The following is a 26,001-nucleotide window of genomic DNA, read 5'->3' on the forward strand; positions in this document are numbered from 1 at the left end:
TTATTATCCGTCTATTGAAGATTGTAAATACTTAAATAACTCGCGAGCCGCCTTGGGCGGTTTATTATCCGCTTGCTGTTTTGCCGCTTGGCGAACCAATTGGCGTAACTTTTGACGTTCTAAAATAGGATGTTCTTCAAGTACTTCTTCGATTGCACTATCACCTTGGGCTATTAGGTTATCGCGCAACATCTCCAATTTATGAAATTTTTGATTGGTTTTTTGATGTGAAGCCTGAATTTGCAGTAATGCTTGCTCGATAGGGGCGACATCTCGGTGGCGCATAAGCTTGCCAATCAACTGAAGTTGACGACGATAACCTTCTTTCTTACGTAAAATACGCCTCGCCAGCATTACAGCGTCGAGTAACTCCTGATCCATAGGAATTTTGGCCAGCGCAGTGGGGCTGAGATCCACTAAGGATACGCCTAGCTTTTGCAAATCATTCATTTGATTTTTAATCTGAGTCTTGCTCAGTTGTGTGTCTTCTTGTTCTACTTCGAATTCGTTTTTATCTGGAGATACGGCCATAACAATGTCTTTAATGGTACACTAGGAAAATATTGTAACCTTGTATTGGCGATTAATATAGTTAGTCGTTAGTCGCTCGGGGTAATCTGGTTTGATAATGAAGGGTGTATGCAGCAGCAATTAACTGATATCCAACAAATAGTCGAAGACGTACTTAAACTGGCCAAGGAAAAAGGCGCCACGCAAGCCGAAGCCAGCATGTCAAAGGTGCGCGGTATCGCGGTTTCCTCTCGTTTAAAAGAAGTAGAAACAGTCGAGTTTACCAACGATGGTGGTTTAGGGATCACGGTATACAAGGGGCAACGCAAAGGCAGCGCCTCAACCGCAGATTTGAGCCCGCAAGCGTTGCGCTTAACGGTGGAAAAAGCCATCGAAATCGCTAAATACACAGGGGAAGACGCCTGCTCTGGCTTGGCTGACAAAGAATTGATGGCATTTGAGCCGCAAGACCTTGACCTGTTTCATCCTATCGAGCTAGATACTGACTTTGCCATAGAGCAAGTCATTAAAGCGGAAACCGCTGCATTAGCATTCGACCCGCGCATTACCAACTCTGATGGCGCGTCTTACAATGCGAATCTGGGCACCAAGGTATACGGTAACAGCCACGGTTTAAATGTGGGTTACAACAGCAGTCGCTACAGCATGAGCTGTGTGGTCATTGGTGAACAAGATGGCGATATGCAGCGTGATTACAGCTATACCGTTGAGCGCCAAGCAAACCTTATGGCAAGCCCTGAGCAAATAGGCAAAGAGTCGGCTGAGTTTACCTTAGGCCGCTTAGGCGCTCGTCAAATCAAAACAGCCAAAGTTCCCGTGTTGTTTGACAAAGAAATTGCCTCTGGTTTGATTGGGCATTTCATCAGTGCAATCAGCGGTGGCAATTTATACCGTAAATCGTCATTTTTAGTGGATAAACTCGGTGAGCAAGTGCTGCCTAGCTGGTTTAGCATCAGCGAACGCCCTTTTATCATGCGTGGTTTAGCCAGTTCAGCGTTTGATCATGAAGGTGTGCGTACTAAAGACAGTGAGATCGTCACTGACGGTATCCTTAATCAATACCTGTTAACCAGTTACTCTGCCCGTAAGATGAAAATGCAAACCACTGGCCATGCTGGCGGTATTCACAACTGGCTCATTAAGCCTACGGGGCAAAGCGATAAGCAAATGTTAGCTGAGCTTGGTACGGGGTTGTTAGTCACTGAATTGATGGGCCAAGGAGTGAACGTGGTCACGGGCGATTATAGCCGCGGTGCGGCGGGATTCTGGGTCGAGAATGGTGTGATTCAATATCCAGTGCACGAAATCACCATCGCGGGGAATCTGGCCGATATGTTGAAAAATATCGTTGCTGTGGGTTCAGAAATAGAACGCCGCGGCAGCATTCAAACTGGCTCTATCTTAATTGATAACATGCAGGTCGCTGGCGATTAGTATCAACGCCATTTGGTATGAATAGCGGATATTAAAAATAAAGGGCAATCACAGCAATGTGGTTGCCCTTTGTTTTAATCAATTAAGTGAACTTGTAAAAAGTCGGCAAGTTGCTGATAAAAAGTAACTTGATTGACTACTTTGGATATTCCATGCCCTTCATCTGGAAAGCGCAGATAGGTAACGGGCAACCCCTTTTCTCTCAACGTTTTTACCATAATGTCTGATTCCGCAACAGGATCTCTTGGGTCATTAACACCATGCTCGTAAAACATCGGTGCGTTGATTTTATGCACCGTATTAATGGGTGAGTTTTCTGCATAAAACTTCTGCCAACGTGTCTCGTTTATATCACCATATTCAATCCTGTCTGAGGCTTTCAACGCAGGTGATGCAGTTTTCAATGCGGTGACCCAATCAGCGACACCAACGATGGATATACCCGCAGAGAAGGCATCAGGATACGCCCCCATTACGGCATTAACCATGTAACCACCGTACGAGCGACCCATAACCGCGGAGCGATCTACGTTGACTGTTCCTTCTTTTTTAAACCAAGCCAAGGCATCCACTAAATCACGTACGCTATCTAAGCGCTTTTCTTGGTTATCCAATTGAGCATAAGTTTTTCCAAATCCAGTCGAGCCTCGCACGTTTATATCGAGTACTGCTACGCCTTTGCCGAGTAAGTACTGGATAGCTGGTTTCCAACTGGCGCGAGATTGTGAAGCTGGCCCGCCATGCACGTTGAAGATTATGGGAGGCGAGGTGTCTTGTTTGCTTATTGGTAAGTATAATAATCCGAAAATGGTTACGCCGTCCCGTGCTGGCATACTGACTGCAATGGGAGATAACATCTCTGCATTATCGACACCCGCCATGTTAGGTGCGAGTAACAGTTCAGTTTGCTGATTGGTTAAATCTACCAAATACAGACTCCCCGGCGTAGCGGGGCCGGTTATACGGACTAATAAATCTTTACCTTGTTCAGCGCAAGAAAGGGAGTATACCCCTTGGGGTAAGGGTATTTGTTGTTGGTTATCACGTTGTAAATGGTAAATATGCAGCTTGTCAAAGCCATTCTCATTCGTTGTCCACACCAAATACGTGCCTTGCTTACAAACCTGTACATTTTCAATATCGTAATCACCACTAAATAAAGTGCGCTCAGTAGCAGAGCTCAAGTCGTACTGGCGTAACGCATTCATCTCTTGTCCTTCATTTGACGTAAAATAAAATGATTCACCTGAGGCTGACCAAACAAAATTGCCATAACTTGAAGGTATCTGAGGTTTGAATACGGAGGACATTTTGCCATTACTGTTGTTAAGCAAATATACATTCGCCCCGTCTTCACCTACGGCTTCTGTGACAATAAGATGTTCGCCGTTCGGCTGCCATTGATGAGGTCTAAAGAAATACTCCGCTTGATACATGAGACGGGGTGTTAGCTTATTGCTCTGGGCATTAAAATCGACAACATAAATATCAAAGTCTCGGCCGTTGCGCTCAGTTGATGAATACGCAAAGTGACGCCCGCTGGTATCAAACCACCCAGGAACTCGGTAGGCGTCAGTAAAGGGAAGCACAATTTTTTCATGCAGGCCGTCAATAGATATCAAATTGAAAGCTTCTCGCTCATCACCGTTGTTGTCTGCACCATAAATGAGCTCTTTGCCATTGGGGTGCCATAGATAATGTGTAATGCCATTACCGAAGGTTAATTGAGTCACTTTTTTATCTTTTATGTGGATTAACCAAAGTTGCGGAGCACCACTAACATCACTCATATATGCGGCAATCGTACCTTGGGGATTAAGAGAGGCGTTATATGGCCCTCGCGCCAGGATTAAGCGTGAAATATCGTACGGTCTATCGCTGGCTGTACCTATGTTGATAGGTTTAGTTTGGGGGGTATCTTGGGGGTATGGCCACTCTTTGCTTAGTAATGATTGAGCAAACAACAAAGTGATGAAAAAAAGCATTTTCATGTTCATCATCCTTAATGAGTTTATCTAAAATTGATGTACACAAATATTGAAGGGACGGTTCCCCTCAATATTGAATCACGCGGTTCCTAGGCGATTAAGTCGTGAATTTTATTCAGCGACGGCAAAGGTTGCGTGTCTTGATAGAATAGACGATTCAAGCGCCCTAGCAAATTTACGCTACGACTTGGATCGTGCGCTTTTTTACGATGTTCGCTGCTGGTTTCTAAAAATTCCCACGGTTTTAAATTCCATGCGGCAATTTGCTTAGGTGTTGAGCCAACCGCTGCAACAGTACTTAAAATACGCTCGGTTTTACTCTCATTAGTGGCGATTAAATCGTTTTGATAGGTGTTTTCTAAAGGCGTTGCAATCGCAGCAATGGTGCTATCGATGGCATGCCAAATTTGGTCGTGTTCGAAGGCTTGGCCAATAGGGGCGTAATAACCCATTACTTCCCATTCTAATTCAGCATTACCCTTGGCAATTGAACTGCCTATTTCCGCCGAATAAGCTAAATCAGGGCGCGCGCCGATATTGTAAGCATCAACGGATAAGCCCACGCACACAGCGATATCGCCAAAGCGGCTGGGAACATAGTAAATGGCTTCAAACGCCGCGCGCTTTACGCCCATCCAACCATGCACAACAGGCTCTTCTAACGCGAACTGGCGTACTTCATCAGGCAAGTCCTCACCGTATTTATCGATAAATAAATGGGACGGGTCTTGGGCGAGATGCGCGTCTTGTACCCACACTTCATATTCTTGACGATTGTCCGCTTTACCGCGGCTTTTAATACCGTATGACAAGTTAATAGGGCGGCAAATGTCGCGATTTTCACCGTCTTTATGAAAAAATTCAGAGCGAAAGCGTTTGATAAAAGGCGCATCGCTGCCAGCAATTGCGGCGGTCGGGTAACGAAAACCAATTTCACTTTTGGGGATAATATGAAAGCCCGCAATGCTTTTTTCAAGCTGGCTTTTAACGCCTCTCAGCACGTCTACATTCGGCACGACTATGCTGCGCTCTGGTTCAATGGTTAAGCGGCGCCCATCAGGGGTAATGAACTTAGGGGTTTTGTGAAACTCATGATGGTTCAAACCTAATTGCGTGACATATTCACTGCGCAACAGAGCTAATTCAGAGAACAAGGCATCGTGATTTCTAATGTGTTTAAACAAAGGGCGTTGATCAGCCATAGGTGCATTCTTCTCTATTGTGGGTTACTTTCGCATTTCGCTTGTGGTCATAAGTTTAATATTCTTGTTTGTTTATATGGATTTATGCAAAGAATTACAAGCGTTAAAGGTGAGTATAAAGCCAGTTTTATCAGCCCCAATTTTTGATTAAGTGTAAGGTAATTAAAGATGAAAATTTATGCGGATGCACAATCTGGCAATTGCTACAAAGTGAAATTGATGTGCGCGTTATTGAATATTGAGCACGAGTGGATCCATGTTGATATATTGGCCGGCGACACCAATGCCCACGCTTTTTTAGCCAAGAACCCCAATGGAAAAATCCCCTTGCTTGCTTTGGATGATGGTCGTCATTTATGGGAATCAAACGCCATTATTAATTATTTGGCCAATGGCAGTGACTTACTCCCAAGCGACGTCTTTGCTTTAGCCAAAGTGCAGCAATGGCAGTTTTTCGAACAATACAGCCATGAACCTTATATTGCTGTAGCGCGCTTTATTGCTAAATATCTAGGCTTGCCCGAGAGTAAAAAAGCCGAGTATGAAGCTAAGCAAGCGGGTGGGCACAAGGCGCTAGCTGTCATGGAGTCACAGTTAACCCATACACCATTTTTAACGGGTCAGAGTGTCACGGCGGCTGATGTTAGCTTGTATGGCTATACACATGTCGCGCATGAAGGAGGATTTGATTTGTCGCGGTACCCTAATGTGCAGGCGTGGTTATCTCGTATCGAGGCTTTGCCCAATTACATCGCGATGGATGCAAGCAAGGGCAAAGCATAAGCGGTAAAGCCTTGCACTGAATGCCGAGCGCCTAGGCGCAGGGGGCAATAGTAAATTGCCCTACATCCACAGCAATGACCTCAACTTTGGTGCCGCTGGTGATGGGGTGCTCGCTGACTAAGCGCCAATCTATCCCCGAAAAGTGGTAAATCGCCGGTTGTTCAGCGCTGGTGTCTGTGGCAAGTATAAAGCTGTGGCCAATCAGGTCATTACTGGCTTTTTTGGGATCCACGTCTTTTTGCATATTTTTAAGGGGTTTCCATAAAAATACCGCGAGCACTGCTGTAATCAACGACACAAACAAGGTCGCGTTGAGGGCGGTATCCGCCACAATACCAAATTGAATTAAAATGCCCGTTATAACGGCAGCACAGCCCACAAAAAACAGCACAAAAGTGGAAAACCCCAGCACCAGAATTTCAATTGCTAACAGCAAAAGGCCAAGGCTGATTAAGCCTATGCCTAAATTATCGCTTAGCCACATCATGTTTTGCTCGATTTAGTGAGTTAATAATGGTGGTGGCTTGTGCCACAACGCCTGCGATATCAGTGCCGCTATCTGGCAGTAACACCACGGATGATTCTTTGGCAATTGCCTCTTTGGCCTCAATGGCTTTCGTGGCTAAGTCCAGCTGAATGGCTTTTTGGCCTTCTTCCGTTGCAGCGGCCTCACCGACTTGGCGTAGCGCCTCAGCCTGCGCTGCAGCAACCGCAACAATCGCTTTTGCTTCACCTTCAGCGCGCAATACGGCTTCTGATTTATCCGCTTCGGCGGCGAGTACTACTGAGGCCTTTTCACCTTCAGCGCGATTGATGGCAGCTTGCCTGTCACCTTCTGATTCGAGTATCTGGGCGCGTTTTACTCGCTCCGCTTTCATCTGGGCTTCCATGGCTTCCATAACGGATAGCGGCGGCACAATATCTTTAATTTCATAGCGCAGCACTTGAATGCCCCAAGGGCCTGATGCTTCATTGATAGACGCAACAATATTGGTGTTTAGGATGTCGCGCTCTTCAAAGGTTTTATCTAGCTCCATTTTACCCAGCTCAGAACGCATGGTGGTTTGCGCCAATTGCGTTACCGCAAACACATAGTCATCAATACCGTACGTGGCTTTATACGGGTCAAGCACTCGAAAATACAATACGCCGTCTACCGACAGGGAAATATTATCTTTAGTGATCGCGCTTTGCTCGGGTACATCTACGGCTTTTTCTTTGAGTGAACGATCTGCAGCCACTTGGTCGATGAAGGGCACAATAAAATTTAGGCCTGCTTCCTTGGTAGATTGATATTTACCAAAACGTTCGATCACGTAAGCGCGGTTTTGCGGTACAAATTTGATAGAAGACTTGAGCAGCACGATCACAAACACTAAAAGCAATGTTTGCACTGAGAGTAAATAACTGAGTAGAACGTCCATATATCTCTTCCTATTTAAATGCCCTGTGGGCGCTAGCGTTGATGTTACTTATGTTAGTTTTTTTATTTTTGAATTCTGTTTTTATGTCAAGTTAACGCAAGGGGCAAGTCGCTACACAAGCTCCAGTCGCGAGCCTAGTTTAAGCCTAAGTCTCGGGTCATATTTTCGTTTTTATCACGATGCACAATAATATTGTCTTCAATGCGAATACCGCCGAAAGGCCTAAACGTATCAACAACATCCCAGTTAATGAATTTAGATTTCTCTGTGCTTTTTAAATCCGCTAGTAAGCTATCAATAAAGTACAAACCAGGCTCTATGGTAAACACTTGGCGCGCTTCAATCATACGGGTCGTGCGCAAAAATGGGTGCTCAGCGGGCGGCGGATTAGGCGTGCCGCGATCATCCGCTACATGGCCAGCCACATCGTGAACCTGTAAACCCAAGAAATGTCCTATTCCATGGGGGAAAAAGGTACTGACTATTTGCTCGGCCAAAATATCGTCGGGAGACAGATTAACAATGTCAAACTGATGCAGCAATTGGGCAACTTGCGCGTGTGCGGCAATGTGTATGTCGCTGTATGGCACACCTGGCTTCAATGAATCCGCTAAGCTTAATGTGACCTGATGCATGCCGTTAATTAATTCAGCAAAGTGACTGCTATTGGGGATACTCCCGTTGCAATAGGTGCGGGTGATATCTGCCGCATAACCATGAAAACTAGCACCAGCATCAATCAAAAACGAGCGTGACTCACTTGGGGCAACAACGTCTTGCTCCATGTAATGCAATATCGCGCTGTTCTCATTTAATGCCACAATATTGTTATACGGCACCTGGTTATCGCTTTGACGCACAGCAGCTAAATAGGCTTGATTGATATCGAACTCACTTTTACCGGCCTTGAAAGCCGCGGCTGCCGCGTTGTGCCCGGCCACCGCCAATGCGTTGGCTTGACGCATACACACTAATTCATAGTCTGTTTTATAAGCGCGCTGGTAATGCAGATAGTTTAATACCCTATCAGGGTTCACTAAATCAAAGCCCAATGCTTTAGCCACTTCAATATATTCACCGATGTAAGCGAAACGGCTTCTGTCATAAGGTAAGTGTTTCTCAACGGCATCAGCCTGAGTGAGCAGCACGACATCGAACTGTTCAACCCAAAAATCGTTAGGCTCGGGGGGGACTTTATGCCAGAAGTCTTTAGGGCGATAAAAAATCAGTTTGGGCTTGTCACTGCCGTTTACGATCAGCCAACAATTAGGATTATCGATGACCGGTAACCATGCTTTAAATTGCGGGTTACATTTAAAGGGATAATTGTTGTCATCCAAGAACATGCGTTTGGCTTGGCCAGAATGAATAATTAAGCCATCAATACCCTCGCGCGATAACGCTTCTTTGGTGCGGGACTGTAATTCTGATATGTGTTGCGGATAAAGTTCGGCTAGCTGCTGCATTTTTTGTTGTCCATTGCCCTTGGGTGTTTCATCCTTTTACGTTACCACAACCCAGGATCACCGCGCTAGCTAGGGTTACTTGAGGTAACTAAAAGTTATTGCTGTATAGGGGCTATCTGCATGTCCACCAACTCTTTAAACACCTGACTGGGTTGGCCTAAGCGCTGGGCGTATATTTGTTTATAAGCCATTACGGCTTTAACATAGTTACGGGTTTCTTTGTAAGGAATCGTTTCCACCCAGATATCCATGGGTACGGCATCGCGCTCGGGTAACCAATCCAATACTTTGCGCCATCCGGCATTATAAGAGGCCGTAGCGAGTACCGGATTATTGTCCATTTTATCCATTAGGTAGCGCATGTATTGGGTGCCAAAAGCCACGTTCTGCTCAGGGTCAAATAGGCTGCTGCCGCCCACTTTCTTTTTGGCTAAGTAGTTAGCCGTGCCTGGCATAAGTTGCATCAGCCCCCGGGCGCCCGCGTGTGAATTAGCATCAGGCATAAACGAGCTTTCGCGGCGCACAATAGCAAAGGCCCATGCGGGGTCGACTTGGTTTTTGTTGGCGCTGTTGATTAAGCTTTTATCAAAGGCGATTGGAAAGCGTCGCTCCAAATCGTCTAAATAGCCTACTCGGGCAAAAGTGAATATCGCTTGGTCATGCCACTTCCAGCTGTCTGCCAGTACGGCCGCCATCAAACTTTGTTGTTCGTTTAACCCTTGTTGTAAGTCGTACCATTCGCGCCTTGCACTCAAGCTTCGGTCAAGTTGCAAAAACTCATAGGCGCGTTTGGCTTGAGGCATATTGGCAACCTCCAATAATTGCTCAGGGCTAAAATTTAAGGTTTTGTCATGCAAGCTAGGCTGCTTAGCCAGTTTACCGCTGGCCATAAAGCCGTAGTAGTGACGTTGATCCGCTAATTTATTAAAGGTCTGTTGTGCTAAATCACCGGCCTCTAACTGCTCGTAAGTGCGGCCAAGCCAATATTGAAAGGCTAAATCTTGGGTGATGCCAGACGGGGCTGATTCAATTAATTCGAGCGCATGTTGCCAGTTGCCAAGGCGTAATACGTGGGCCAAATGCCAGCGAAATAATTCGATGTCGGTGGAATCTGCACTGGCTTTATCAAGCCACAAATCAGCTTGCGGGTGATCAGCAACCGCCAAAGCAATAGCGAAGCGCTCGGTCATCGCCTTGCGCTGGGGAGCGCTAAAAGCAAACCGTTTCTCTAGCGCGTACCAGCTTTTTAAGGCTAAATCAGGCTGACTAAACGCTAGGCGCTTTAAACCGTAAATCAGTATTTGGGTTTCTTTGCTGACTAACTTGTGAGGAAATTTCGAGCTACGGCTCACGTAGCTAGCGTCGCGGCGCACTGCTAGCCACAAGTCAGCTAGATAGCGTTCGTTTTCTGGTAGCAATTTTTGTAAATAAGGCACCAGCGTGTGTTTGCCGCTAGTGGCAGCAAGTACTAAGCGCTGCCAAACCATGTCTTTGGTGAGTAAACCTTCTTTTTTCCATTCACGAAATACATAGTCACATTCCTTGGGTTGTGACTGACCCACAATCCATAATCTGGGTACTTCGGTTAACGCGACTTTGCGCTCAGCAGGGTCTGACAAGCGATATTCAATGTTTTTACACGCTAGTTGGGCGTTGCCGATATTAGTATACGCGGCCAAAAATTCCGTTTTGCGTTGCGACTTGGCCAAATATTGCAGCCATTTTTTGCGTAATGAGCGGTCCAGCGGGGTATTTTCATATTTCCCTAAGAAGGCTTCTATTTCTGGACCATTTTTTCTATTGATGTTGTTCATCAATGCTTTCAACTGGACATACGGTAGCAAAGGATAGTCTACTAATTGCGCAACCAGCCTTTGGTAATCAGCGCTTTGTGGGTTGTTAGCCAATGATTCTGCTTCGACGAAGATTTCACGCTGATGTTGTAGTTTTTGCTCTGCTGAAGAAAGAGTTGTCGTTGCTTGAGACGAAAAGCATACCAGCAGTAGCAACAGAATATGGAGAATACGCAGAATAACCCTGCCTCATTCGTTGGTTAAATAACTTCCATAAGATATCTGCAATCAGGGCTAAGGGACAACCTAAGTTTCAACATATTTAACTGGCATGACCAGTTGAATTATGGCAACGTACCCCAATTTGATAATTGTTATAAATTAGTTGTTGTTTTGATATTAAGATATTAACCAAATCGTTGCTTCACGATTGCACTGACAGCAGCGGAAAGTCGGTGATCGAAATCTAAACAGTCATACAGTTTAATACCCTCAATCCTGGCCAAAGCCAAAGGAGAAAATAATGATATATGAAGGCAAAAGCCTCAACGTAACGCTGTTGCCAAACGGCATTGCAGAGCTTGTATTCGATGCTCAAGGTTCGGTGAATAAATTCGATCGCCAAACGGTTAGCGAGCTTGACGAAGCGACTCAAGCCCTTAAAAGTCAGTCAGATGTAAAAGGGGTCTTGGTGCGCTCGAATAAGTCGACCTTTATCGTGGGTGCTGACATTACTGAATTTACTGGCTTATTCGATATGCCTGCTGAAGAAGTATTAACTTGGGTAGCGAAAACGTCTCAGGTGTTCGATAGATTCGAAGACTTACCTTTCCCGACGATTTCGGCTATTAATGGCTTTGCGCTAGGTGGGGGTTGTGAAATGACGTTAGCCTGTGACCTGCGTGTTGCAGACACCACAGCAGCCATTGGCTTGCCTGAAGTGAAATTGGGCCTTATGCCTGGTTTTGGTGGCACAGTACGTTTACCTCGCTTAATCGGCGCTGATAATGCGCTAGAGTGGATGACCACAGGCCGTGACCGCAAAGCGGCCAAAGCGCTAGCTGAAGGCGCAGTTGATGCCGTAGTTGCGCCTGAAAAATTGCGTGACGCTGCCCTTAGCATGTTGCAAGACGCTATCGACGGGAAATTCGGTTGGGAAGCACGTCGCGCCCAAAAGAAAGCGCCTCTTAAACTGAACAAAAATGAATCCATGATGAGCTTCTCAACAGCCAAAGCCATGGTATTCGCCCAAGCGGGTAAGCATTACCCAGCACCTCATGCCATGGTTGATACCGTTGCTAACGCAGCCCGTTTAGACCGCGCTGGTGCATTAGAGCTGGAAAACCAAGGATTCACCAAACTAGCGAAAAGCGATGCAGCGAAGGCCCAAGTGGGTATCTTCCTTGCGGATCAGTTAGTGAAAAGCAAAGGTAAAAAACAAGCCAAAGCCTCAACCAAAGACGTTAAGCAAACGGCCGTATTAGGTGCAGGTATCATGGGCGGCGGTATTGCATACCAGTCAGCTGTGAAAGGCACGCCGGTTATCATGAAAGACATTAACCAGGACGCATTGGATCTTGGTTTGAATGAAGCGGCGAAAATTTTAGGTAAAGGTATGCAGCGCGGTAAAGTGACCCCTGCTGTTATGTCCAACACTTTGAATAACATCGTACCGACCCTTGAATACTCAGCGATAAAAGACGTTGATTTGGTTATTGAAGCGGTTGTTGAGAACCCGAAAGTCAAAGGTATAGTGCTTAAAGAGACAGAGCAAAATGTGTCTGATGACACAGTGATTTGTTCTAACACTTCAACGATTTCAATTAACCAATTAGCAGAGAGCCTAGAAAAGCCTGAGCGCTTCTGCGGCATGCACTTCTTTAACCCAGTGCACAAAATGCCATTAGTTGAGATCATTCGCGGTGAAAAAACCACTGATGCGACCATTGCCACTGTGGTTGCAGCCACCCTGAAAATGGGTAAAACCCCGATTGTGGTTAACGATTGCCCTGGTTTCTTGGTAAACCGAGTGTTGTTCCCTTACTTCGCGGGCTTTAGCAAATTGGTTATGGACGGCGCTGACTTTGTAGCAGTAGACAAAGTCATGGAGAAAATCTTCGGTTGGCCTATGGGCCCAGCTTATTTACTTGACGTAGTAGGCATGGACACCGCCGATCACGCATCAAGCGTCATGGCCGATGGCATTCCAGAGCGTATGCAGAAAATTGACAACGATCCGGTTACCTTGTTGTACAAATCTGAGCGTTTAGGGCAGAAAAACGGCAAAGGTTTCTACAACTTCAGCCTAGACAAGCGCGGTCGCCCAGCGAAGAAAGCCGCTGATGAAGCGTACGAATTGTTTGCACCACATTGCGCCGACAAGCGTGACTTCGACGCGGATGAAATCATTGCACGAGTCATGATCCCAATGGCAAACGAAGCGATTCGTTGTTTAGAGGAAGGCATAGTAGGCAGTGCAGCAGAAGCTGACATGGCCTTGTTGTACGGCTTGGGCTTCCCTCCCTTTAGAGGCGGGGTGTTCCGTTACATCGAAACCATGGGCTTGGCTAACTTTGTAGCTCTAGCCGACAAATACGCGGATTTAGGTCCGATTTATCAGATTTCTGACGGCGTGCGCGAAATGGCCGCTTCAGGTAAATCTTATTTTTCTCAATCAGCCTAAATTGCACCAGAGGACAAGAACATGAAAGAAGTCGTAGTAGTCGATTGTATTCGTACCCCAATGGGGCGCTCGAAAGGCGGTATTTTCCGCAATGTACGTGCTGAAACGTTATCAGCGCACTTAATGAGTAAGCTGATAGAACGTAACCCTAATCTTGATCCAAACGAGATTGAAGACATCATTTGGGGTTGTGTACAACAAACCAAAGAGCAGGGGTTCAACATCGCTCGTAATGCGCAGTTATTAACTGACATTCCACGCAGTGTGGCTGCCGTAACGGTTAACCGTTTATGTGGCTCATCTATGCAAGCTTTGCATGATGCAACAAGCGGCATCATGAGTGGCCGCGGTGATGTGTACATGATTGGTGGTGTAGAGCACATGGGCCACGTACCCATGGACTTCAACATCGACTTTCACCCAGGCATTGCTAAAACCGCAGCTCGAGCCTCAGGCAGCATGGGCATGACCGCTGAATTGCTGGGACGTCAAAACGGTATCTCCCGTGAAATGCAAGATGCATTCGGCGCACGTTCGCACCAAAAAGCTCATGCGGCAGCTGTTGAAGGTCGCTGGAATGAAATCGTCGCCACTGAAGGCCATGACGCTGACGGTATACTAAAACTGATTGATGCAGATGAAACTATTCGTCCTGACTCAACCACTGAAAGTATGTCTGGCTTGCGCCCAGTATTCGACCCAGTCAACGGCACTGTAACGGCCGGTACATCTTCAGCGTTATCAGATGGCGCATCAGCCATGTTGATTATGTCTGCTGATAAAGCCAAAGCACTCGGTTTAACCCCACGTGCAAAAATTCGTGCTATGGCGGTTGCCGGTTGTGATGCCGCTATCATGGGCTTTGGCCCAGTTCCTGCGACGCAAAAAGCCCTTAAACGTGCCGGCATGACAATGGCTGACATCGAATTAGCTGAGTTTAACGAAGCATTCGCAGCACAAGCCTTGTCATGTATTAAGCAGCTGGGTTGGTTGGATACTTACGAAGACAAAGTAAACCTCAATGGTGGCGCGATTGCGCTAGGGCATCCGCTAGGCTGCTCTGGTTCACGTATCTCTACGACCTTGATCAACCTAATGGAAGCGAACGATAAATCCATCGGCTTAGCGACCATGTGTATTGGTTTAGGCCAGGGTATTGCCACTGTGTTCGAGCGCGTATAACGCGTGTTTTGATTCAGTATTGAGAAGGGCGCCAGATAGGCGCCTTTTTTTATGGCTTCGGCCCAAAAGCATACGCTTTGCTTATTTATGGTCTGCGGCCACAATGTTCGCGAAGCGAATAGAAATGCGTCAACGAGATCAGAAGGGGGGAAACAGCATTAACATACTGACAAGTTAATGCTGTTTCAAAAATAACTAGCTACCGAACTTCACTCTAACGCCGGCATTAGCAATAAAGCCGTCGTTTCTTGACCAGATGTCTGTGGTCCATTGGCCGCTTGCTGCTCTGGATGGAAGTAACAGCGGGTGCTCGTCGGTTTGTTTTACATCTAACAGGTTTTCTAAATTAATAAACCAGCTGGCTCTGCCTACCGTGATTTCCCCCATGAGGCCTAAGTGCCAATAGGGATTCGATTCGTCTATGTACGGGTTGTCGTTCAGCCTTTGCGGGCCGGTGTAGTAGGCTTCAAAGCCGACCCTGAAGTTTCCGTGTTGCTCCCACATGGCAACAAAACCTGCGGAATGCCTTGGAGTGAGCGCAATCTCTCTTCTACCGCTGTTGTCCGGTGAAACTTCCGTTGCATCTAGGTATAGGTAGCTTGCGGTCAGTTTTACGTCGCGCCAGTAATATCTTATTAATACTTCTGAGCCGCGGATCTGAGTTTCGCCTTCGGCGTTTATGAGTCTTACTCTGTCGAGTTCATTTGTGTTGTTCGATGAAAAGGCTTGTAACTCAGTCACGTTTTCAACATTAGAGCCAAATGCTGTCACACTCGCTTCGATGCTCTCGAATCGATAGGTTACATCCAGTGATGCGGTTTCGGCCTGCTCTTCTTCCAAGTTTTGTAAGGGCTCGAGGCGTGATAAGCCAGCGGCTTCAATCTCTTCAACAAAAGGTGTCGGGGCAAAATAACCCTGACCATATGAACCCCTTATGGTTAAATCACCAGGGCGATATAACATCGATATTCTAGGGCTGAATTGCGTGCCGTATTCACTGTGCTCATCTAAACGGGCGCTTACTGAAGTAGTCAGTTGCTCATTCCATTCATAATCTAACTGAGTAAATATGCCGGGTACTTCGTAGGTATAATCGAATTCGTTATAGGTCTCAGAGGTGAACTGTTCTGTTTGGTAAGCTAAGCCCACTAGCCAGTCAGCAGCACCGCTATAACCGGCAATACTGCTTTCTAATAAGTAGCTTTCATGTTTGTCGTCTTCTGCCAGAACACCATAAGTATGGTCGTGATCTTGCACCATAGCAGAGGCTCTGGCATTGAGGGTCAGCGTATCGAGCATCGGCATATTGAACACCAAGCCGCCATCAATACGCTGGGAGTCTTGGGTTTGTTCATAGGGGTTGCCGTCAGCAACGACTGCCCCAGGCATGGTGCCGCCTTCGCGCTGCTCGGTCATAAAACCTGCCGTCGCGTAAAGTGATTCACCGTTTTCACCTTCCCAAAACAATCGAGGGCGGGCAGTGTAGCGCTCGTAACTGGGCAGATCTATCCAACCATCATCGTCTATGTCTTCCTTGTTTTGATGATGAGCGCCTACTGTAAGAGAGCCTTTCACATCGTCACTTAGGGGGCTTTCCACATACGAGGTTAGGTCTTGCCCATTGCGCGTGGTTACATTGAGTAAGGCTTCGCCGTTGAGCGAATCTCCCGGCGTTCGAGATACGAGGTTAATTACCCCACCTAATGCTGAGCCACCATATAAGGAAGATGCGGAGCCCTTGATAATTTCAACCCGGCCAAGATCAGTCGGAGGAATTTGTAGTAAGCCAATGGATGATGCTTGGTTACCGTACAGGGGTAAACCGTCTGCCAGCAACTGAGTATAACGACCGTACAGACCTTGCAGCCGAATGTTTGCACTGCCAAGGGCAGGGGACGTGGTTTGGACTCGAACGCCACCTGTTTCTGCGACCAGCATTGAGATATTACCCGGGCGCATGGCTGCTTTTTCTTCTATTTCTTCTCTGTCGATAAGTTCCACACGTATAGGCTGGTCATCGGCGATGCGCCCTGAGCGTGTGGCTTGAACAACAATTTTTTCAACCTGTTCGGTATGCTCATGTTCGTCTGAGTGAGCCTCAATATTAAGATCGTTATTATGGGTGTCTTTCTTTTTTTCTGTGGTTTTCATTTCCTGAGCGTATTGCTCTGGTGTTTGGTTGGGATGGGCTAGTGGTGCGTTAGTCGTATAAACGATTGGTTTCAACTCTTGGGCTTGAGTGAGTGGAGCAACGATAACGGACAAAACAAATGTACTAAAAATGGCGCGGGAGGGCATATAAACTTCTTGAATCAGCTAATAAAGATTTGGGCAATTCTAAAGGTTCTTGCCACTGGAAGGTCAAGCTAAAATGGGTGCGCACTTATTATTTAAATTCGAGATAAATTAAAATGCTATCAACTTTTATGGGCACTAGAGGCAAGTTTGCTCCTCAATGTTGATAAAGCCTAGCCAATCAATCAATTCATTCTGGACTTCATATGCCGAAACCACCACTATGTGGATCTTCAATATTTCAACGCTCTCAACTTTGCTTTAGCTTGTTTGAGCCCGTGTTTGTACCTGTCACTGTCGGTGGCTTAAGCTAAATTTTCGAATTGGATCGCGCTATGCCGACCTTGCTACAGTCTATGTTTTCCTTGTTGTTTTCAGCCGCTATTTTGCTCGTTGGCCATGGCCTGCAACTTACAATCGTGCCTCTTTATGCAATAAGTTTAGGGTGGGAGCCGGATTTAATTGGTTATATTGGCTCAAGCTACTTTCTTGGTTTTGTGCTGGGTTGTTTAACGGTTCCCCGTCTAGTAGCCCGGGTCGGACATATACGGGTGTTTACCGTACTAATTGCACTTTTTACGGCTTCACTGCTGTTTATTGGTTTAGTTGATCATTTTGCACTTTGGCTCATTGCCCGCTGTCTTATTGGCTGGGGCATTGCGGGCATTTATATGGTCATTGAAAGCTGGCTTAATGATAAGACGAGTATCGAGCACCGAGGTAGCGTACTTTCTGTGTATACCGTGATCTCGCTTTCAGCTATCTGCGTGGGGCAGTTATTGGTGGGCTTTGAGCTTGGTTATGCTGGCTTATTTATGTTGGCGGCTGCATTACTGGTATTGGGTATTGTACCCGTGGGGCTAACTAGGCGGGCTGCTCCGCAGCCTATTCCGGCTGTCAGCTTCAGCTTTAGGCGCTTATTTGCTGTATCGCAAGTGGCCATGGTGGGAGCGTTTTTTGGTGGGCTAGTGACCGGTGGTTTTTGGGCGTTAGGGCCAGTGATAGCGGATGCTAATCAGTTGAGTGCAGGGCAAGTGGGTGTGTTTATGGCGGTGACGATATTAGGCGGCACAGCATTGCAATTGCCCGTCGGTCGCTTATCTGACCGGATAGACAGGCGCTATGTGATAACCGGTTTGGCCGTTGTTGCGGTATTAACCAGTATTGCAGCTATTATGCTTGATAGCCGCACGCCTGAAGTGATTTATGTGACCATGTTTTTGTTAGGCGGTTTGAGCTTTCCGCTTTATTCCCTGTGCTTAGCTCATGCCAATGACAATACAGACCTATCCATTATGGAAGTGGGCAGTGGGGTGCTGATGATGAATAGCGTCGGCAGTATTCTTGGGCCCCTTACTGTTTCTTTTTTGTTGGGGTATACCCATATGGCACTGTTTGTAGTGTCGGGTGTGGCGCTGTCAATTTTGGCTTGCTGGACCTTATATCGTATTCGCTTCCACGATGTCGCGCGAGAGCATTATGAGCCGTTTGTAAATATGCGAAACACCACTCAAGAAGTGGTCGAAATGGGCTTAGAAAGTGAAGAGCCTGAAGAGCCATTGAATACGAAAGTCGAGACGATAGAGACAGACGAGTCGCTCAGCAAGACATGATGGTGGAGTTCACTTTCACGTTTCGATAAAGTTTGACGGGTGCTTTTTGTGCACTAATGATTAGGGATGAAGATATGAGATTATGGACAGCATTGTTAATACTATTGTTGGCGGGTTGCAGCAGTACTTCTCAAAATAGCGGTAATTCACTGCGACAACCTGCGCAATTTGGCGGCGAGAGCGCAACCACAGATACCATGGCGTATCGCAACTTGGCCGCTGTTATTTACCCAAAATCTTTTGAGACAGGGGGTGTTTTCAAAGTGAAAGCAACAGGTCGTCTTGAGGGGCGGGTGTTTTTAAATACCGAGTACGATTACCGCGACCCAAGAAATATCACAATTGTGCTCTCACCTGAAATCGCTACCGAGTTTGAAAAAAAGCATGAAATGTCGCCTGAAGCTTACTTCTTGAAAAAGCGCGTTCTGGTAAAAGGGCAACTCGTTCAAGTGAAGATTTGGTTTAGTTCAAACGGTAAGCGCAGTAACAAGTACTACTACCAAACCCACATGCGCGTCGCTTCAATGGACGACATAAACCTAGTGAGTACCACGGCAGCGAATGTTGGTTAGTACTTTCCTAGCCCTTGGTGCTTCTGTACTTTGTGATTTCATTGTCTAAATACCGTGGATTACACCGTTAACTAGCCTAGTGTTGAGGCAGTTCAGCGCAGAGCTTTTCCACTATGATAGTGGACACCTGTTCGCAAAAATCGAAGCCTGAATAGTCTGGATTAAAACCACTGATAAATGGCACCGCCATCAAAAAATAGCGCTCGCTTGGTTTGCCAGTGGCTAAAATGGGCTGGTAAGCATCGTTTATTGCAAAGCCTTTTAGTGTCAAGTAGTACTCACCGTCTGCACCTATGCTGACATTGTCTCGATCAACACGCTGCTGTTTTTGCCCTTGCGCTTTCTCTTTGAAGCGTACGCAAGCGGGCAGTACTGGTTCGGCATCAAACATTGAGGTAAAGGGGAAGTCAGCCATGGGTAAATGCTTCTGCCCGGTGCAATCAACAAAAATCTGATATGGCTCTGTGACTGATTGCTTCGCACTATTTTCATAGTGATACGTAAAACAATGATCGCCTTCTATTTGCACGTTGCTGTTCGTATCAACAGAGATAACCTCAAGCGCTTTGCTTTCGTATAACGCTAAGAGTTGTACCGCCGAGGCTTGGGGAATATTGGCTATCATTAAGCCTATCAAGGGCAGTAATTTTTGCTGTAAGCGAAGTGTATCTTCGCCAGAGAGGTATTTGGCCGGGTGGTTTATGGTGAAACTGAGCAAGGCAAGAACTTCCTTCCATTGCAGGGTTTGCTCATGTTTGATGGATTGCTCAGCCTGAATACATTCAATTTTAAACAGGGTAAACGGGTCGAAAGCCTTTCTCGATTCAAGCATCCAGTCGGTGAATTGCTCTAAGTTCTTATTAGCTATTTTCTGGTAGAAAGTGTTGTCACGCTTTGCAAGCACCTTCTTGAAATTATGCTCGAAGGTGAAATCTAGGCTCAAAAAACCGTCGTTTTCAGCCCTATGCTCAGCGATTTGTTGCTCGGTGAGCATGCCTTCTTCAGACACTAATGGATCGTCTAAATGAAAGCGTATGTTAGGTAATAAACCATCCAGTGAGTGCATCACTATTTTAAAATCAGGCACGTCCTGTGCTCGTTTGAATTTTAGCTTCTCTTGGTCGTGATAAAAGTGCCCATTGGCTTTACTTAGAGTACGAATTGCATCAATCGCCGTCAGCGAACTGCCTTTTAACGCCACAGCGTGATTGTATTTATGTTGCAATTTAATGGGCGGGTAAGGCGAGTCAAAATAGCCAGCGACATTTCCTTCGTTCCTGCGCGGCCATGCATGACCAGTACAGATAATGACTTTATGGAATCCTTTTATCCACCCAGACACGGTATGTACATCGCTGGTTTGACTGTTTGTGCTGGGCTTGATATCTAAAACTTCACTGTTTACATGCAGATTAATATTTAGGCCATTGCTCGCACCCTTGCGTATAAGCGCGTCAAACTGAGCGTTTAGATAGTCGCCAAAGAGAAGCCTCGGGATAACATGTTTGACATGTAAATTGGCTTTATCGATGTCGTGGCGTGCGAGGTAAGCGTGACTTTGCTTACCTAACCACTGGGCTAATGTCTCATCAAATGGGGCTAATTCGTCTGAAGATATATTAGTAATGTGCTCAGTCGATGCGCCTTCTTCGCTGTATGGCATTCCTTTGCCTAAGGAAGAATTACGCTCAAAAATATCAATACTAAATCGGCTTGCCCCTTGGCTTTGTTCTTGACCTAGTTCGTTGGAAAGTAATTTTTTAATAATAGTCAGAGCACTAGGGCCTCCGCCTATCAACGCAATTCGAATTTTACTCATGTGCACACCTTTGCAATTAACAACTAAACGCGCTTCGTTTCATCGCTAAAGCATGGGCTGTGCCTAATCGTATTTCTCAACCGGTGAAAATAACGCCCAATAAAAACAAGGTGTTATAACTCGATTTTGTAAGGTGTGTCAGTAATATTGGAAATTAACCTGTTGAAAATTCTCTCGTTTGTTCTTGATGGCAAGTAAAAATTACATTACAAAACTGGATCACTAACGAGCGAGAAACACAGCGCACTCCATGGTGCACCGTCTTGTCACATAACGCAGAACTTATCGGCTAAGTAAGATGTGTCTTAAAGAAATCTACCGTGCGAGACCAAGCAAGCTCTGCTGCTTCAGGGCTATAGCGGCTGGTGGAGTCATTGTGAAAACCATGTTGGGTGTTTGGATAAATATGGGCGTTATAGGTGACATTATTGGCTTTAAGTACAGCTTCATAATCAGGCCAACTCGCGTTGACGCGACTATCGTTTTCTGCAAAGTTGAGTAGAAGCGGGCCTTTGACTTGGCTGACTAAGTTGTCAGCGGCCGGGGTCCCATAAAACGGAACCGCAGCGCTAATAACGTCAGGTATTTTAGCTGCTAAAAAGTTACTGATGTAACCGCCAAAACAAAAACCTACTACGCCTATTTTATCCGTCGTTTTTTCGTGTTGCTTAATAAATTTGGCCGCTGCAATAAAGTCATTTTCAATTTTTTCACGCTCCATACTGCGCTGCATTTTTTTGCCCTCATCGTCATTTCCAGGGTAACCGCCCAGAGGGAATAATGCATCTGGGGCAAACGCAATAAACCCTTCTTTCGCTAATCTGCGTGCAACGTCTTTTATATAAGGGTTCAAGCCGCGGTTTTCATGCACCACTAACACCGCTGGTGCGGGCTTGAGCATATCACTTGGCACCACTAAATAACCTTGGCCTATGCCGTGTCCTTCGGGCGAATCAAATTTTTGGTAGCTGGCAGTAATCGCTTCATCGTTGAATGACACTTGCTCGGCTAAGGCGTAATTGGGGGTCAATGCACCGCTTAGCGTGCCTATGCTCAATCCCGCGACTGACAATGAGGCCAAACGCGACATAAATGTTCGTCTGTCCATGTCGCCATGGGCGTATTCGTCATACCAATCAAAGGCTTGTTGTGGGATGTGTTTAGGGTCGATATGTGACATGGATCTTCTCCGGTAGATGAGCAATGTAAGCCTGTGCCAGCCGTTATTTTGAAGCTTAACTATCTGCCCATAAGAACTACAATTCAAGCTGCATTAGAGGCAATGCTTGGGATAACTGTGTTGAAATGTAACGCCAGAGTAAGATCTATTAAAAATGAAGGAAGGGTAGCTTTCTCCCTTCTGATCGGCTGTTGGTTAGTGACCAGCCTAATCCCTCTTAAGCGGGTCGTTAAGATACGAGCCCGATGCCGCGTAGACTATGTTCGATTACGTCTTCTAACTCACTTAATGTAACGCCAGCTCTTGCCATTGAGGCCGTGCCTCTAAGTGTCGTAATGATACATAAAGCGATACTGGCTGCGCGAGTGTCTAAGCCAAGGGCGATTGCTTCTGGGTCCGTGGTGAAAATATTGATTAATTCTTCTTGAATTTTATTGCCCGCCTCAATCAACAAATTACTGGGAAGCTCAGGGATATCGCCACCGGCAATTTCAGATTGGCACAAGAATATGTAACACCCTTTTGGATCGCTCGGGGTGCATTGCTCGCTGACCACAGACACCATATAGTTTTTTATGCGCTTATCTAACGACACGCCGGCCTGATGCAGATAAACAAAGTGCGGCATGGCATTTTGTTCGATGTATCTTTGCGTCGCTTTTAAGAACAAGGCTTCTTTGTTACCGAATGTGCGATACATGCTGGGCTTATTGATCCCCATACTTTGGGTAAGTTCAGCCAAAGACGCACCAGCGTAGCCTTTCTTCCAAAAGACGCCCATAGCTGACTCAAGTGCCTTTTCATCGTCAAAAGTACGTTTACCACTCATCGCTATGAACCTCGCAAAAATGAATCTAGGGATCTATTTGACGTATGTTACCGATCGGTATAACATTAATCAACGTTACCGATCGGTACAACTTTAAATATTTTTTTAAATACTTTTTAAAGTACTTAGTACATCAACAGGAGCAAACAATGACTGATTCAATTCAAGGTAAAGTAGCACTCGTCACAGGCGCAAATCGCGGAATTGGTAAAGCAATCGTCGATTCACTTATCGAAAATGGGGCAACTAAGGTTTATTTAGCGGTACGCAACCCAGAATCAACCAAAGACATCGAAGCGCAATACGCTGATAAAGTTGTCACATTGACTGCCGATGTAGCCGATACCGCATCAATTCAGCGTTTGGCTACTCAAGCCAGCGACGTTGAAATTTTGGTTAATAACGCCGGTATTATGCACGTGACTTCACCTCTGGCTGAAAATGCAGAAGAGTCATTGATGGAGCAAATTAACGTGAACGTGTTTGGTTTGATGCGCGTTGCCAATGCATTCGCTGAAACACTAGAGCGCAATAAAGGCGTATTGGTTCAGTTGAATTCTATCGCATCAATCAAAACCTTTGGAGACATTGCCACTTATTGTGCATCTAAAGCAGCTGCGTATTCGATCACCCAAGGCTTAAAAGACAAGTGGGCTGATAAAGGTATTCGTGTATTAAGCGTACACCCAGGGCCAATTGGTACAGAAATGGGGGATTCAGCAGGCTTCGAAGGTGCGCCTGATGCAACTGTAGTAGCACAAGCCATTGTTGCTGCACTTGAAAGCGGTGACTTCCACTCGTTCCCTGACCCAGTGGCGAAGCAGCTTGAAGCAGCCTACCAAAGTTATTCCGATGCGATTATCACCAGTGACTTATCTTTATAAGTGCTTAACTTAGGGCGGATATTACCCGCCTTATGCTCTTGAGCTGGGTGCAACACCCAGCTTTTTGGTTCTCTGTGAAATATTCCGTGGTAATTTTTCTCAAACTTTAATCGCGTGCTTCGCTTTCACCCTCTTCTTTAAGCCTTTCTCTCATTTCTTCTTAACGTCATCGTTAGCGTCCTTTTGGAATAGGCTAGTGAGCTTATTTTCTTTGGTCTATCTAATTGACACGGCTCTTTATAGGGCACAAGGTAAGGACGATATTAATACCAACTCCTTTAAATTCTCGCTGAGTGGCTAATTATTCGATGGCGTTGGTATAAGGTAATTCGATGCTGATAGATGCTGATAAATAAGGGAAAAAATGAAAGTTAACCCAAGAGATTTTAAAGCACCCCAGGGGGAGTTATGTGATTTGAGCCAGCGACCCACCGCTGTTGCCCCTTTGTATACGTCCAAAGTGCATTATAAACAGAAGCTCAAAAAGCAAATCGGTAAAATGAGTGATTTGCAGCGCATGTTATACGCTGCTAATGAGCATTCGGTGTTGATCATTTTTCAGGCCATGGACGCAGCGGGTAAAGACAGCTCAATTCGTCATGTCATGTCGGGTATTAACCCTCAAGGTTGCCAAGTACATAGCTTCAAACACCCTAGTCAGAATGAGCTAGAGCACGATTTTTTGTGGCGTTCGAACCTAGCGTTACCGGAGCGAGGACGTATCGGGATTTTCAATCGCTCATACTATGAAGAAGTGCTAATTGCCCGTGTGCATCCTGAAATTTTGCACAGCCAACACATCCCTGATGAAGCAATGCACAAAGAGCATATATGGCGCGAACGTTTCCGCTCGATCAATGATTTAGAGCAGCACTTGACGCGAAATGGTACGCGCATCATTAAGTTCTTTTTGCATTTGTCTAAAGAAGAGCAGCGCAAGCGCTTTCTAGCCCGTATTGATAACCCAGATAAAAACTGGAAATTCAGCGATGCCGATATTCAAGAGCGGGAGTTTTGGCCGCAGTATATGCACGCCTACGAAGATTGTATTGGCTCCACTAGCAGCAAAGAGGCCCCTTGGTATGTGATCCCAGCGGATGACAAGCGTAACGCACGCCTGATCATCGCCAAAACCATAGTCGAAACCTTCGAATCATTGGATATGCATTACCCAGAAGTGGATGAGCAGCGCAAACAAGAATTGCAACGTATGCGCGGGTTGTTAGTGGCGCAAGCCAAATAATCCTCACCCTGGTTTGTATTGAATGGGCTGCCCCGTATTTGCATCAATCCTGTCGAGGGAGGGCCCGTCATAACTATTGTTAAGCAGCTCGACCACGGCTTCACCATACTGGCTATACCAAAAATCCCCCATGCCTTTTAAGCGCTTAATATTGGTTTGGCTAATGTCATCCATGGCATCATCGGGGGCTTTGGCTAAACCGGGTTGAGTGCGCATTTCAGCGTTAACGCGGATATAACTTCCAGGTGGAGTGATAGTTATTGCCTGATAGGCGACGACTTTTTCATCTGATAACACATCAATAATGCAGCCTTTTAGCATCCATTGTAGTGCTCCCCAATTACGCGAATCAGGTCCATTAATTTTGCGTGTTTGGGTACCGGTACCTATCGACAGCACGCGTCTATTGGCATCTGGCCATAACCGGCATGCTTCGGCAATAGCACACATGGTTGGGTTGTTTGCTACTACGCCGCCATCAATTAACCATGTTTGTTCGTTATCCGGGGGGAGGTTCATGACTTGGGTGGGAAAATAGGTTGGCCCTGCGCTTGAAGCATCAGCCACTTGATACGAAAGTAAGTTTTGAAATTCGCTACGGGTTGATTTAATCACGTGCGGGCGATGTTTCTCGACACCATAGGTTATAGCAAGTATATGCTTCCCCTCGGGCACATCTTTTATTTTTGCCTGACCGAGGGACTTTTTAAGAATGTCAGTTTTACCCTTGGCTTCATATTTAGGCGCGTTGATGCCGTCTAATTCAAATGCACCGCGGTTTTCGACAAAGATTTTTTTCGCATTCGTGTAGCTATACAGCTTATTAATATCTTGTATGTCCATGTCGGTGGTGGCGAGTGCTAAAGCAATAAGGCTTCCCGTACTGGTACCCGCATAAAAATCCACGCAATCTCGTAGGGATTTTTGATGTTTTTCTTGAAGGGCTTTTTCGACATGGGTTAAAAATTGCGTTGTGGCTGCGCCGCGAATACCGCCGCCATCCAGTGAAAGTATCAGCTTAGACATACTGTTCTCCTTTATTTTCGCCTAATAGCATTGTTAATGAGTCCGTTTTAACAC

At 46.0% G+C, this 26,001-nt stretch carries 20 protein-coding genes; 8 read left to right on the plus strand and 12 right to left on the minus strand.

Annotation, left to right across the window (positions count from 1 at the left end):
• Nucleotides 1–3: 3 nt before the first annotated feature.
• Entirely contained in the window at nucleotides 4–531 is a 528-nt protein-coding gene (gene yjgA, locus PATL_RS00990) for a ribosome biogenesis factor YjgA (protein ID WP_011573129.1), read from the minus strand.
• 108 nt (nucleotides 532–639) lie between these two features.
• On the opposite strand from yjgA, the gene pmbA reads away from it, so the two are divergent.
• Nucleotides 640–1,965: a metalloprotease PmbA gene (gene pmbA / locus PATL_RS00995; protein WP_011573130.1), complete on the plus strand. Its 1,326-nt coding sequence runs from the start codon at nucleotides 640–642 to the stop codon at nucleotides 1,963–1,965.
• Between the two features lie 74 nt (nucleotides 1,966–2,039).
• Here pmbA and PATL_RS01000 read toward each other — a convergent pair whose 3' ends face one another.
• Both PATL_RS01000 and PATL_RS01005 read right to left on the minus strand, forming a co-directional pair.
• Nucleotides 2,040–3,956, minus strand: coding sequence for a S9 family peptidase (locus tag PATL_RS01000; RefSeq protein WP_011573131.1), 1,917 nt, complete (start codon nucleotides 3,954–3,956; stop codon nucleotides 2,040–2,042).
• 86 nt (nucleotides 3,957–4,042) lie between these two features.
• On the minus strand, nucleotides 4,043–5,155 hold the full coding sequence (locus tag PATL_RS01005; RefSeq protein WP_011573132.1) for a hypothetical protein: 1,113 nt from the start codon (nucleotides 5,153–5,155) through the stop codon (nucleotides 4,043–4,045).
• Nucleotides 5,156–5,323: 168 nt separating this feature from the next.
• On the opposite strand from PATL_RS01005, the gene PATL_RS01010 reads away from it, so the two are divergent.
• Nucleotides 5,324–5,938, plus strand: a complete 615-nt coding sequence (locus tag PATL_RS01010) for a glutathione S-transferase family protein (RefSeq protein WP_011573133.1) — start codon at nucleotides 5,324–5,326, stop codon at nucleotides 5,936–5,938.
• A 31-nt stretch (nucleotides 5,939–5,969) separates the two neighbouring features.
• Here the strand turns inward: PATL_RS01010 and PATL_RS01015 are convergent, their stop codons facing one another.
• From PATL_RS01015 to PATL_RS01030, 4 genes are all read right to left on the minus strand, one after another.
• Nucleotides 5,970–6,422: an NfeD family protein gene (locus tag PATL_RS01015; RefSeq protein ID WP_041714167.1), complete on the minus strand. Its 453-nt coding sequence runs from the start codon at nucleotides 6,420–6,422 to the stop codon at nucleotides 5,970–5,972.
• Nucleotides 6,406–7,362 carry an SPFH domain-containing protein gene (locus tag PATL_RS01020; protein WP_006992346.1) on the minus strand — a complete coding sequence of 319 codons (957 nt, stop codon included), beginning with the start codon at nucleotides 7,360–7,362 and terminating at the stop codon, nucleotides 6,406–6,408. Before PATL_RS01020 ends, PATL_RS01015 begins: the two co-directional genes overlap by 17 nt.
• Before the next feature lie 134 nt (nucleotides 7,363–7,496).
• Complete coding sequence (gene pepQ, locus PATL_RS01025) at nucleotides 7,497–8,828, minus strand: Xaa-Pro dipeptidase (protein WP_011573135.1); 1,332 nt, start codon at nucleotides 8,826–8,828, stop codon at nucleotides 7,497–7,499.
• A gap of 95 nt (nucleotides 8,829–8,923) precedes the next feature.
• Nucleotides 8,924–10,735, minus strand: a complete 1,812-nt coding sequence (locus tag PATL_RS01030; protein WP_232283277.1) for a lytic transglycosylase domain-containing protein — start codon at nucleotides 10,733–10,735, stop codon at nucleotides 8,924–8,926.
• 409 nt (nucleotides 10,736–11,144) lie between these two features.
• Here PATL_RS01030 and fadB point away from each other — a divergent pair, with 409 nt between their 5' ends.
• Complete coding sequence (gene fadB, locus PATL_RS01035) at nucleotides 11,145–13,304, plus strand: fatty acid oxidation complex subunit alpha FadB (RefSeq protein ID WP_011573137.1); 2,160 nt, start codon at nucleotides 11,145–11,147, stop codon at nucleotides 13,302–13,304.
• A 21-nt stretch (nucleotides 13,305–13,325) separates the two neighbouring features.
• Nucleotides 13,326–14,486, plus strand: a complete 1,161-nt coding sequence (fadA, locus tag PATL_RS01040) for an acetyl-CoA C-acyltransferase FadA (RefSeq protein WP_011573138.1) — start codon at nucleotides 13,326–13,328, stop codon at nucleotides 14,484–14,486.
• A 195-nt stretch (nucleotides 14,487–14,681) separates the two neighbouring features.
• On the opposite strand, the gene PATL_RS01045 is transcribed toward fadA, so the two are convergent.
• Nucleotides 14,682–16,637 (minus strand): TonB-dependent receptor plug domain-containing protein, encoded by a 1,956-nt coding sequence (locus PATL_RS01045; protein ID WP_232283317.1) that lies wholly within the window; start codon nucleotides 16,635–16,637, stop codon nucleotides 14,682–14,684.
• Nucleotides 16,638–17,116: 479 nt separating this feature from the next.
• Between PATL_RS01045 and PATL_RS01050 the strand changes: the two genes are divergently transcribed.
• Nucleotides 17,117–18,394 carry an MFS transporter gene (locus PATL_RS01050; RefSeq protein ID WP_011573140.1) on the plus strand — a complete coding sequence of 426 codons (1,278 nt, stop codon included), beginning with the start codon at nucleotides 17,117–17,119 and terminating at the stop codon, nucleotides 18,392–18,394.
• A gap of 74 nt (nucleotides 18,395–18,468) precedes the next feature.
• Nucleotides 18,469–18,966, plus strand: a complete 498-nt coding sequence (locus tag PATL_RS01055; RefSeq protein WP_011573141.1) for a hypothetical protein — start codon at nucleotides 18,469–18,471, stop codon at nucleotides 18,964–18,966.
• Nucleotides 18,967–19,042: 76 nt separating this feature from the next.
• On the opposite strand, the gene PATL_RS01060 is transcribed toward PATL_RS01055, so the two are convergent.
• The 3 genes from PATL_RS01060 to PATL_RS01070 form a co-directional block, all read right to left on the minus strand.
• A complete protein-coding gene (locus PATL_RS01060) occupies nucleotides 19,043–20,785 on the minus strand; it encodes an FAD/NAD(P)-binding protein (RefSeq protein ID WP_011573142.1) in 1,743 nt (580 codons plus the stop codon).
• A 289-nt stretch (nucleotides 20,786–21,074) separates the two neighbouring features.
• On the minus strand, nucleotides 21,075–21,965 hold the full coding sequence (locus PATL_RS01065; protein WP_011573143.1) for a dienelactone hydrolase family protein: 891 nt from the start codon (nucleotides 21,963–21,965) through the stop codon (nucleotides 21,075–21,077).
• Between the two features lie 229 nt (nucleotides 21,966–22,194).
• Nucleotides 22,195–22,794, minus strand: coding sequence for a TetR/AcrR family transcriptional regulator (locus PATL_RS01070; protein WP_011573144.1), 600 nt, complete (start codon nucleotides 22,792–22,794; stop codon nucleotides 22,195–22,197).
• A gap of 149 nt (nucleotides 22,795–22,943) precedes the next feature.
• Between PATL_RS01070 and PATL_RS01075 the strand changes: the two genes are divergently transcribed.
• Both PATL_RS01075 and PATL_RS01080 read left to right on the plus strand, forming a co-directional pair.
• Entirely contained in the window at nucleotides 22,944–23,678 is a 735-nt protein-coding gene (locus PATL_RS01075) for an SDR family oxidoreductase (RefSeq protein WP_011573145.1), read from the plus strand.
• Between the two features lie 364 nt (nucleotides 23,679–24,042).
• Complete coding sequence (locus PATL_RS01080; protein WP_011573146.1) at nucleotides 24,043–24,921, plus strand: ADP-polyphosphate phosphotransferase; 879 nt, start codon at nucleotides 24,043–24,045, stop codon at nucleotides 24,919–24,921.
• Between the two features lie 3 nt (nucleotides 24,922–24,924).
• Here PATL_RS01080 and PATL_RS01085 read toward each other — a convergent pair whose 3' ends face one another.
• On the minus strand, nucleotides 24,925–25,947 hold the full coding sequence (locus tag PATL_RS01085; RefSeq protein ID WP_011573147.1) for a patatin-like phospholipase family protein: 1,023 nt from the start codon (nucleotides 25,945–25,947) through the stop codon (nucleotides 24,925–24,927).
• Nucleotides 25,948–26,001: the final 54 nt, after the last annotated feature.

Origin of the sequence: Paraglaciecola sp. T6c (genome assembly GCF_000014225.1) — a bacterium.
GTDB classification, from domain to species: Bacteria; Pseudomonadota; Gammaproteobacteria; order Enterobacterales; family Alteromonadaceae; genus Paraglaciecola; species Paraglaciecola atlantica_A.

Coding starts and splice junctions, on each gene's coding strand:
- PATL_RS01055 (WP_011573141.1), top strand. CDS start 18,469: ATGAGATTATGGACAGCATTGTTAATACTATTGTTGGCGGGTTGCAGC.
- PATL_RS01005 (WP_011573132.1), bottom strand. CDS start 5,155: ATGGCTGATCAACGCCCTTTGTTTAAACACATTAGAAATCACGATGCC.
- yjgA (WP_011573129.1), bottom strand. CDS start 531: ATGGCCGTATCTCCAGATAAAAACGAATTCGAAGTAGAACAAGAAGAC.
- pmbA (WP_011573130.1), top strand. CDS start 640: ATGCAGCAGCAATTAACTGATATCCAACAAATAGTCGAAGACGTACTT.
- PATL_RS01010 (WP_011573133.1), top strand. CDS start 5,324: ATGAAAATTTATGCGGATGCACAATCTGGCAATTGCTACAAAGTGAAA.
- PATL_RS01050 (WP_011573140.1), top strand. CDS start 17,117: ATGCCGACCTTGCTACAGTCTATGTTTTCCTTGTTGTTTTCAGCCGCT.
- PATL_RS01070 (WP_011573144.1), bottom strand. CDS start 22,794: ATGAGTGGTAAACGTACTTTTGACGATGAAAAGGCACTTGAGTCAGCT.
- PATL_RS01060 (WP_011573142.1), bottom strand. CDS start 20,785: ATGAGTAAAATTCGAATTGCGTTGATAGGCGGAGGCCCTAGTGCTCTG.
- PATL_RS01020 (WP_006992346.1), bottom strand. CDS start 7,362: ATGGACGTTCTACTCAGTTATTTACTCTCAGTGCAAACATTGCTTTTA.
- PATL_RS01080 (WP_011573146.1), top strand. CDS start 24,043: ATGAAAGTTAACCCAAGAGATTTTAAAGCACCCCAGGGGGAGTTATGT.
- fadA (WP_011573138.1), top strand. CDS start 13,326: ATGAAAGAAGTCGTAGTAGTCGATTGTATTCGTACCCCAATGGGGCGC.
- PATL_RS01000 (WP_011573131.1), bottom strand. CDS start 3,956: ATGAAAATGCTTTTTTTCATCACTTTGTTGTTTGCTCAATCATTACTA.
- fadB (WP_011573137.1), top strand. CDS start 11,145: ATGATATATGAAGGCAAAAGCCTCAACGTAACGCTGTTGCCAAACGGC.
- PATL_RS01075 (WP_011573145.1), top strand. CDS start 22,944: ATGACTGATTCAATTCAAGGTAAAGTAGCACTCGTCACAGGCGCAAAT.
- PATL_RS01015 (WP_041714167.1), bottom strand. CDS start 6,422: ATGTGGCTAAGCGATAATTTAGGCATAGGCTTAATCAGCCTTGGCCTT.
- PATL_RS01065 (WP_011573143.1), bottom strand. CDS start 21,965: ATGTCACATATCGACCCTAAACACATCCCACAACAAGCCTTTGATTGG.
- PATL_RS01045 (WP_232283317.1), bottom strand. CDS start 16,637: ATGAAAACCACAGAAAAAAAGAAAGACACCCATAATAACGATCTTAAT.
- pepQ (WP_011573135.1), bottom strand. CDS start 8,828: ATGCAGCAGCTAGCCGAACTTTATCCGCAACACATATCAGAATTACAG.
- PATL_RS01085 (WP_011573147.1), bottom strand. CDS start 25,947: ATGTCTAAGCTGATACTTTCACTGGATGGCGGCGGTATTCGCGGCGCA.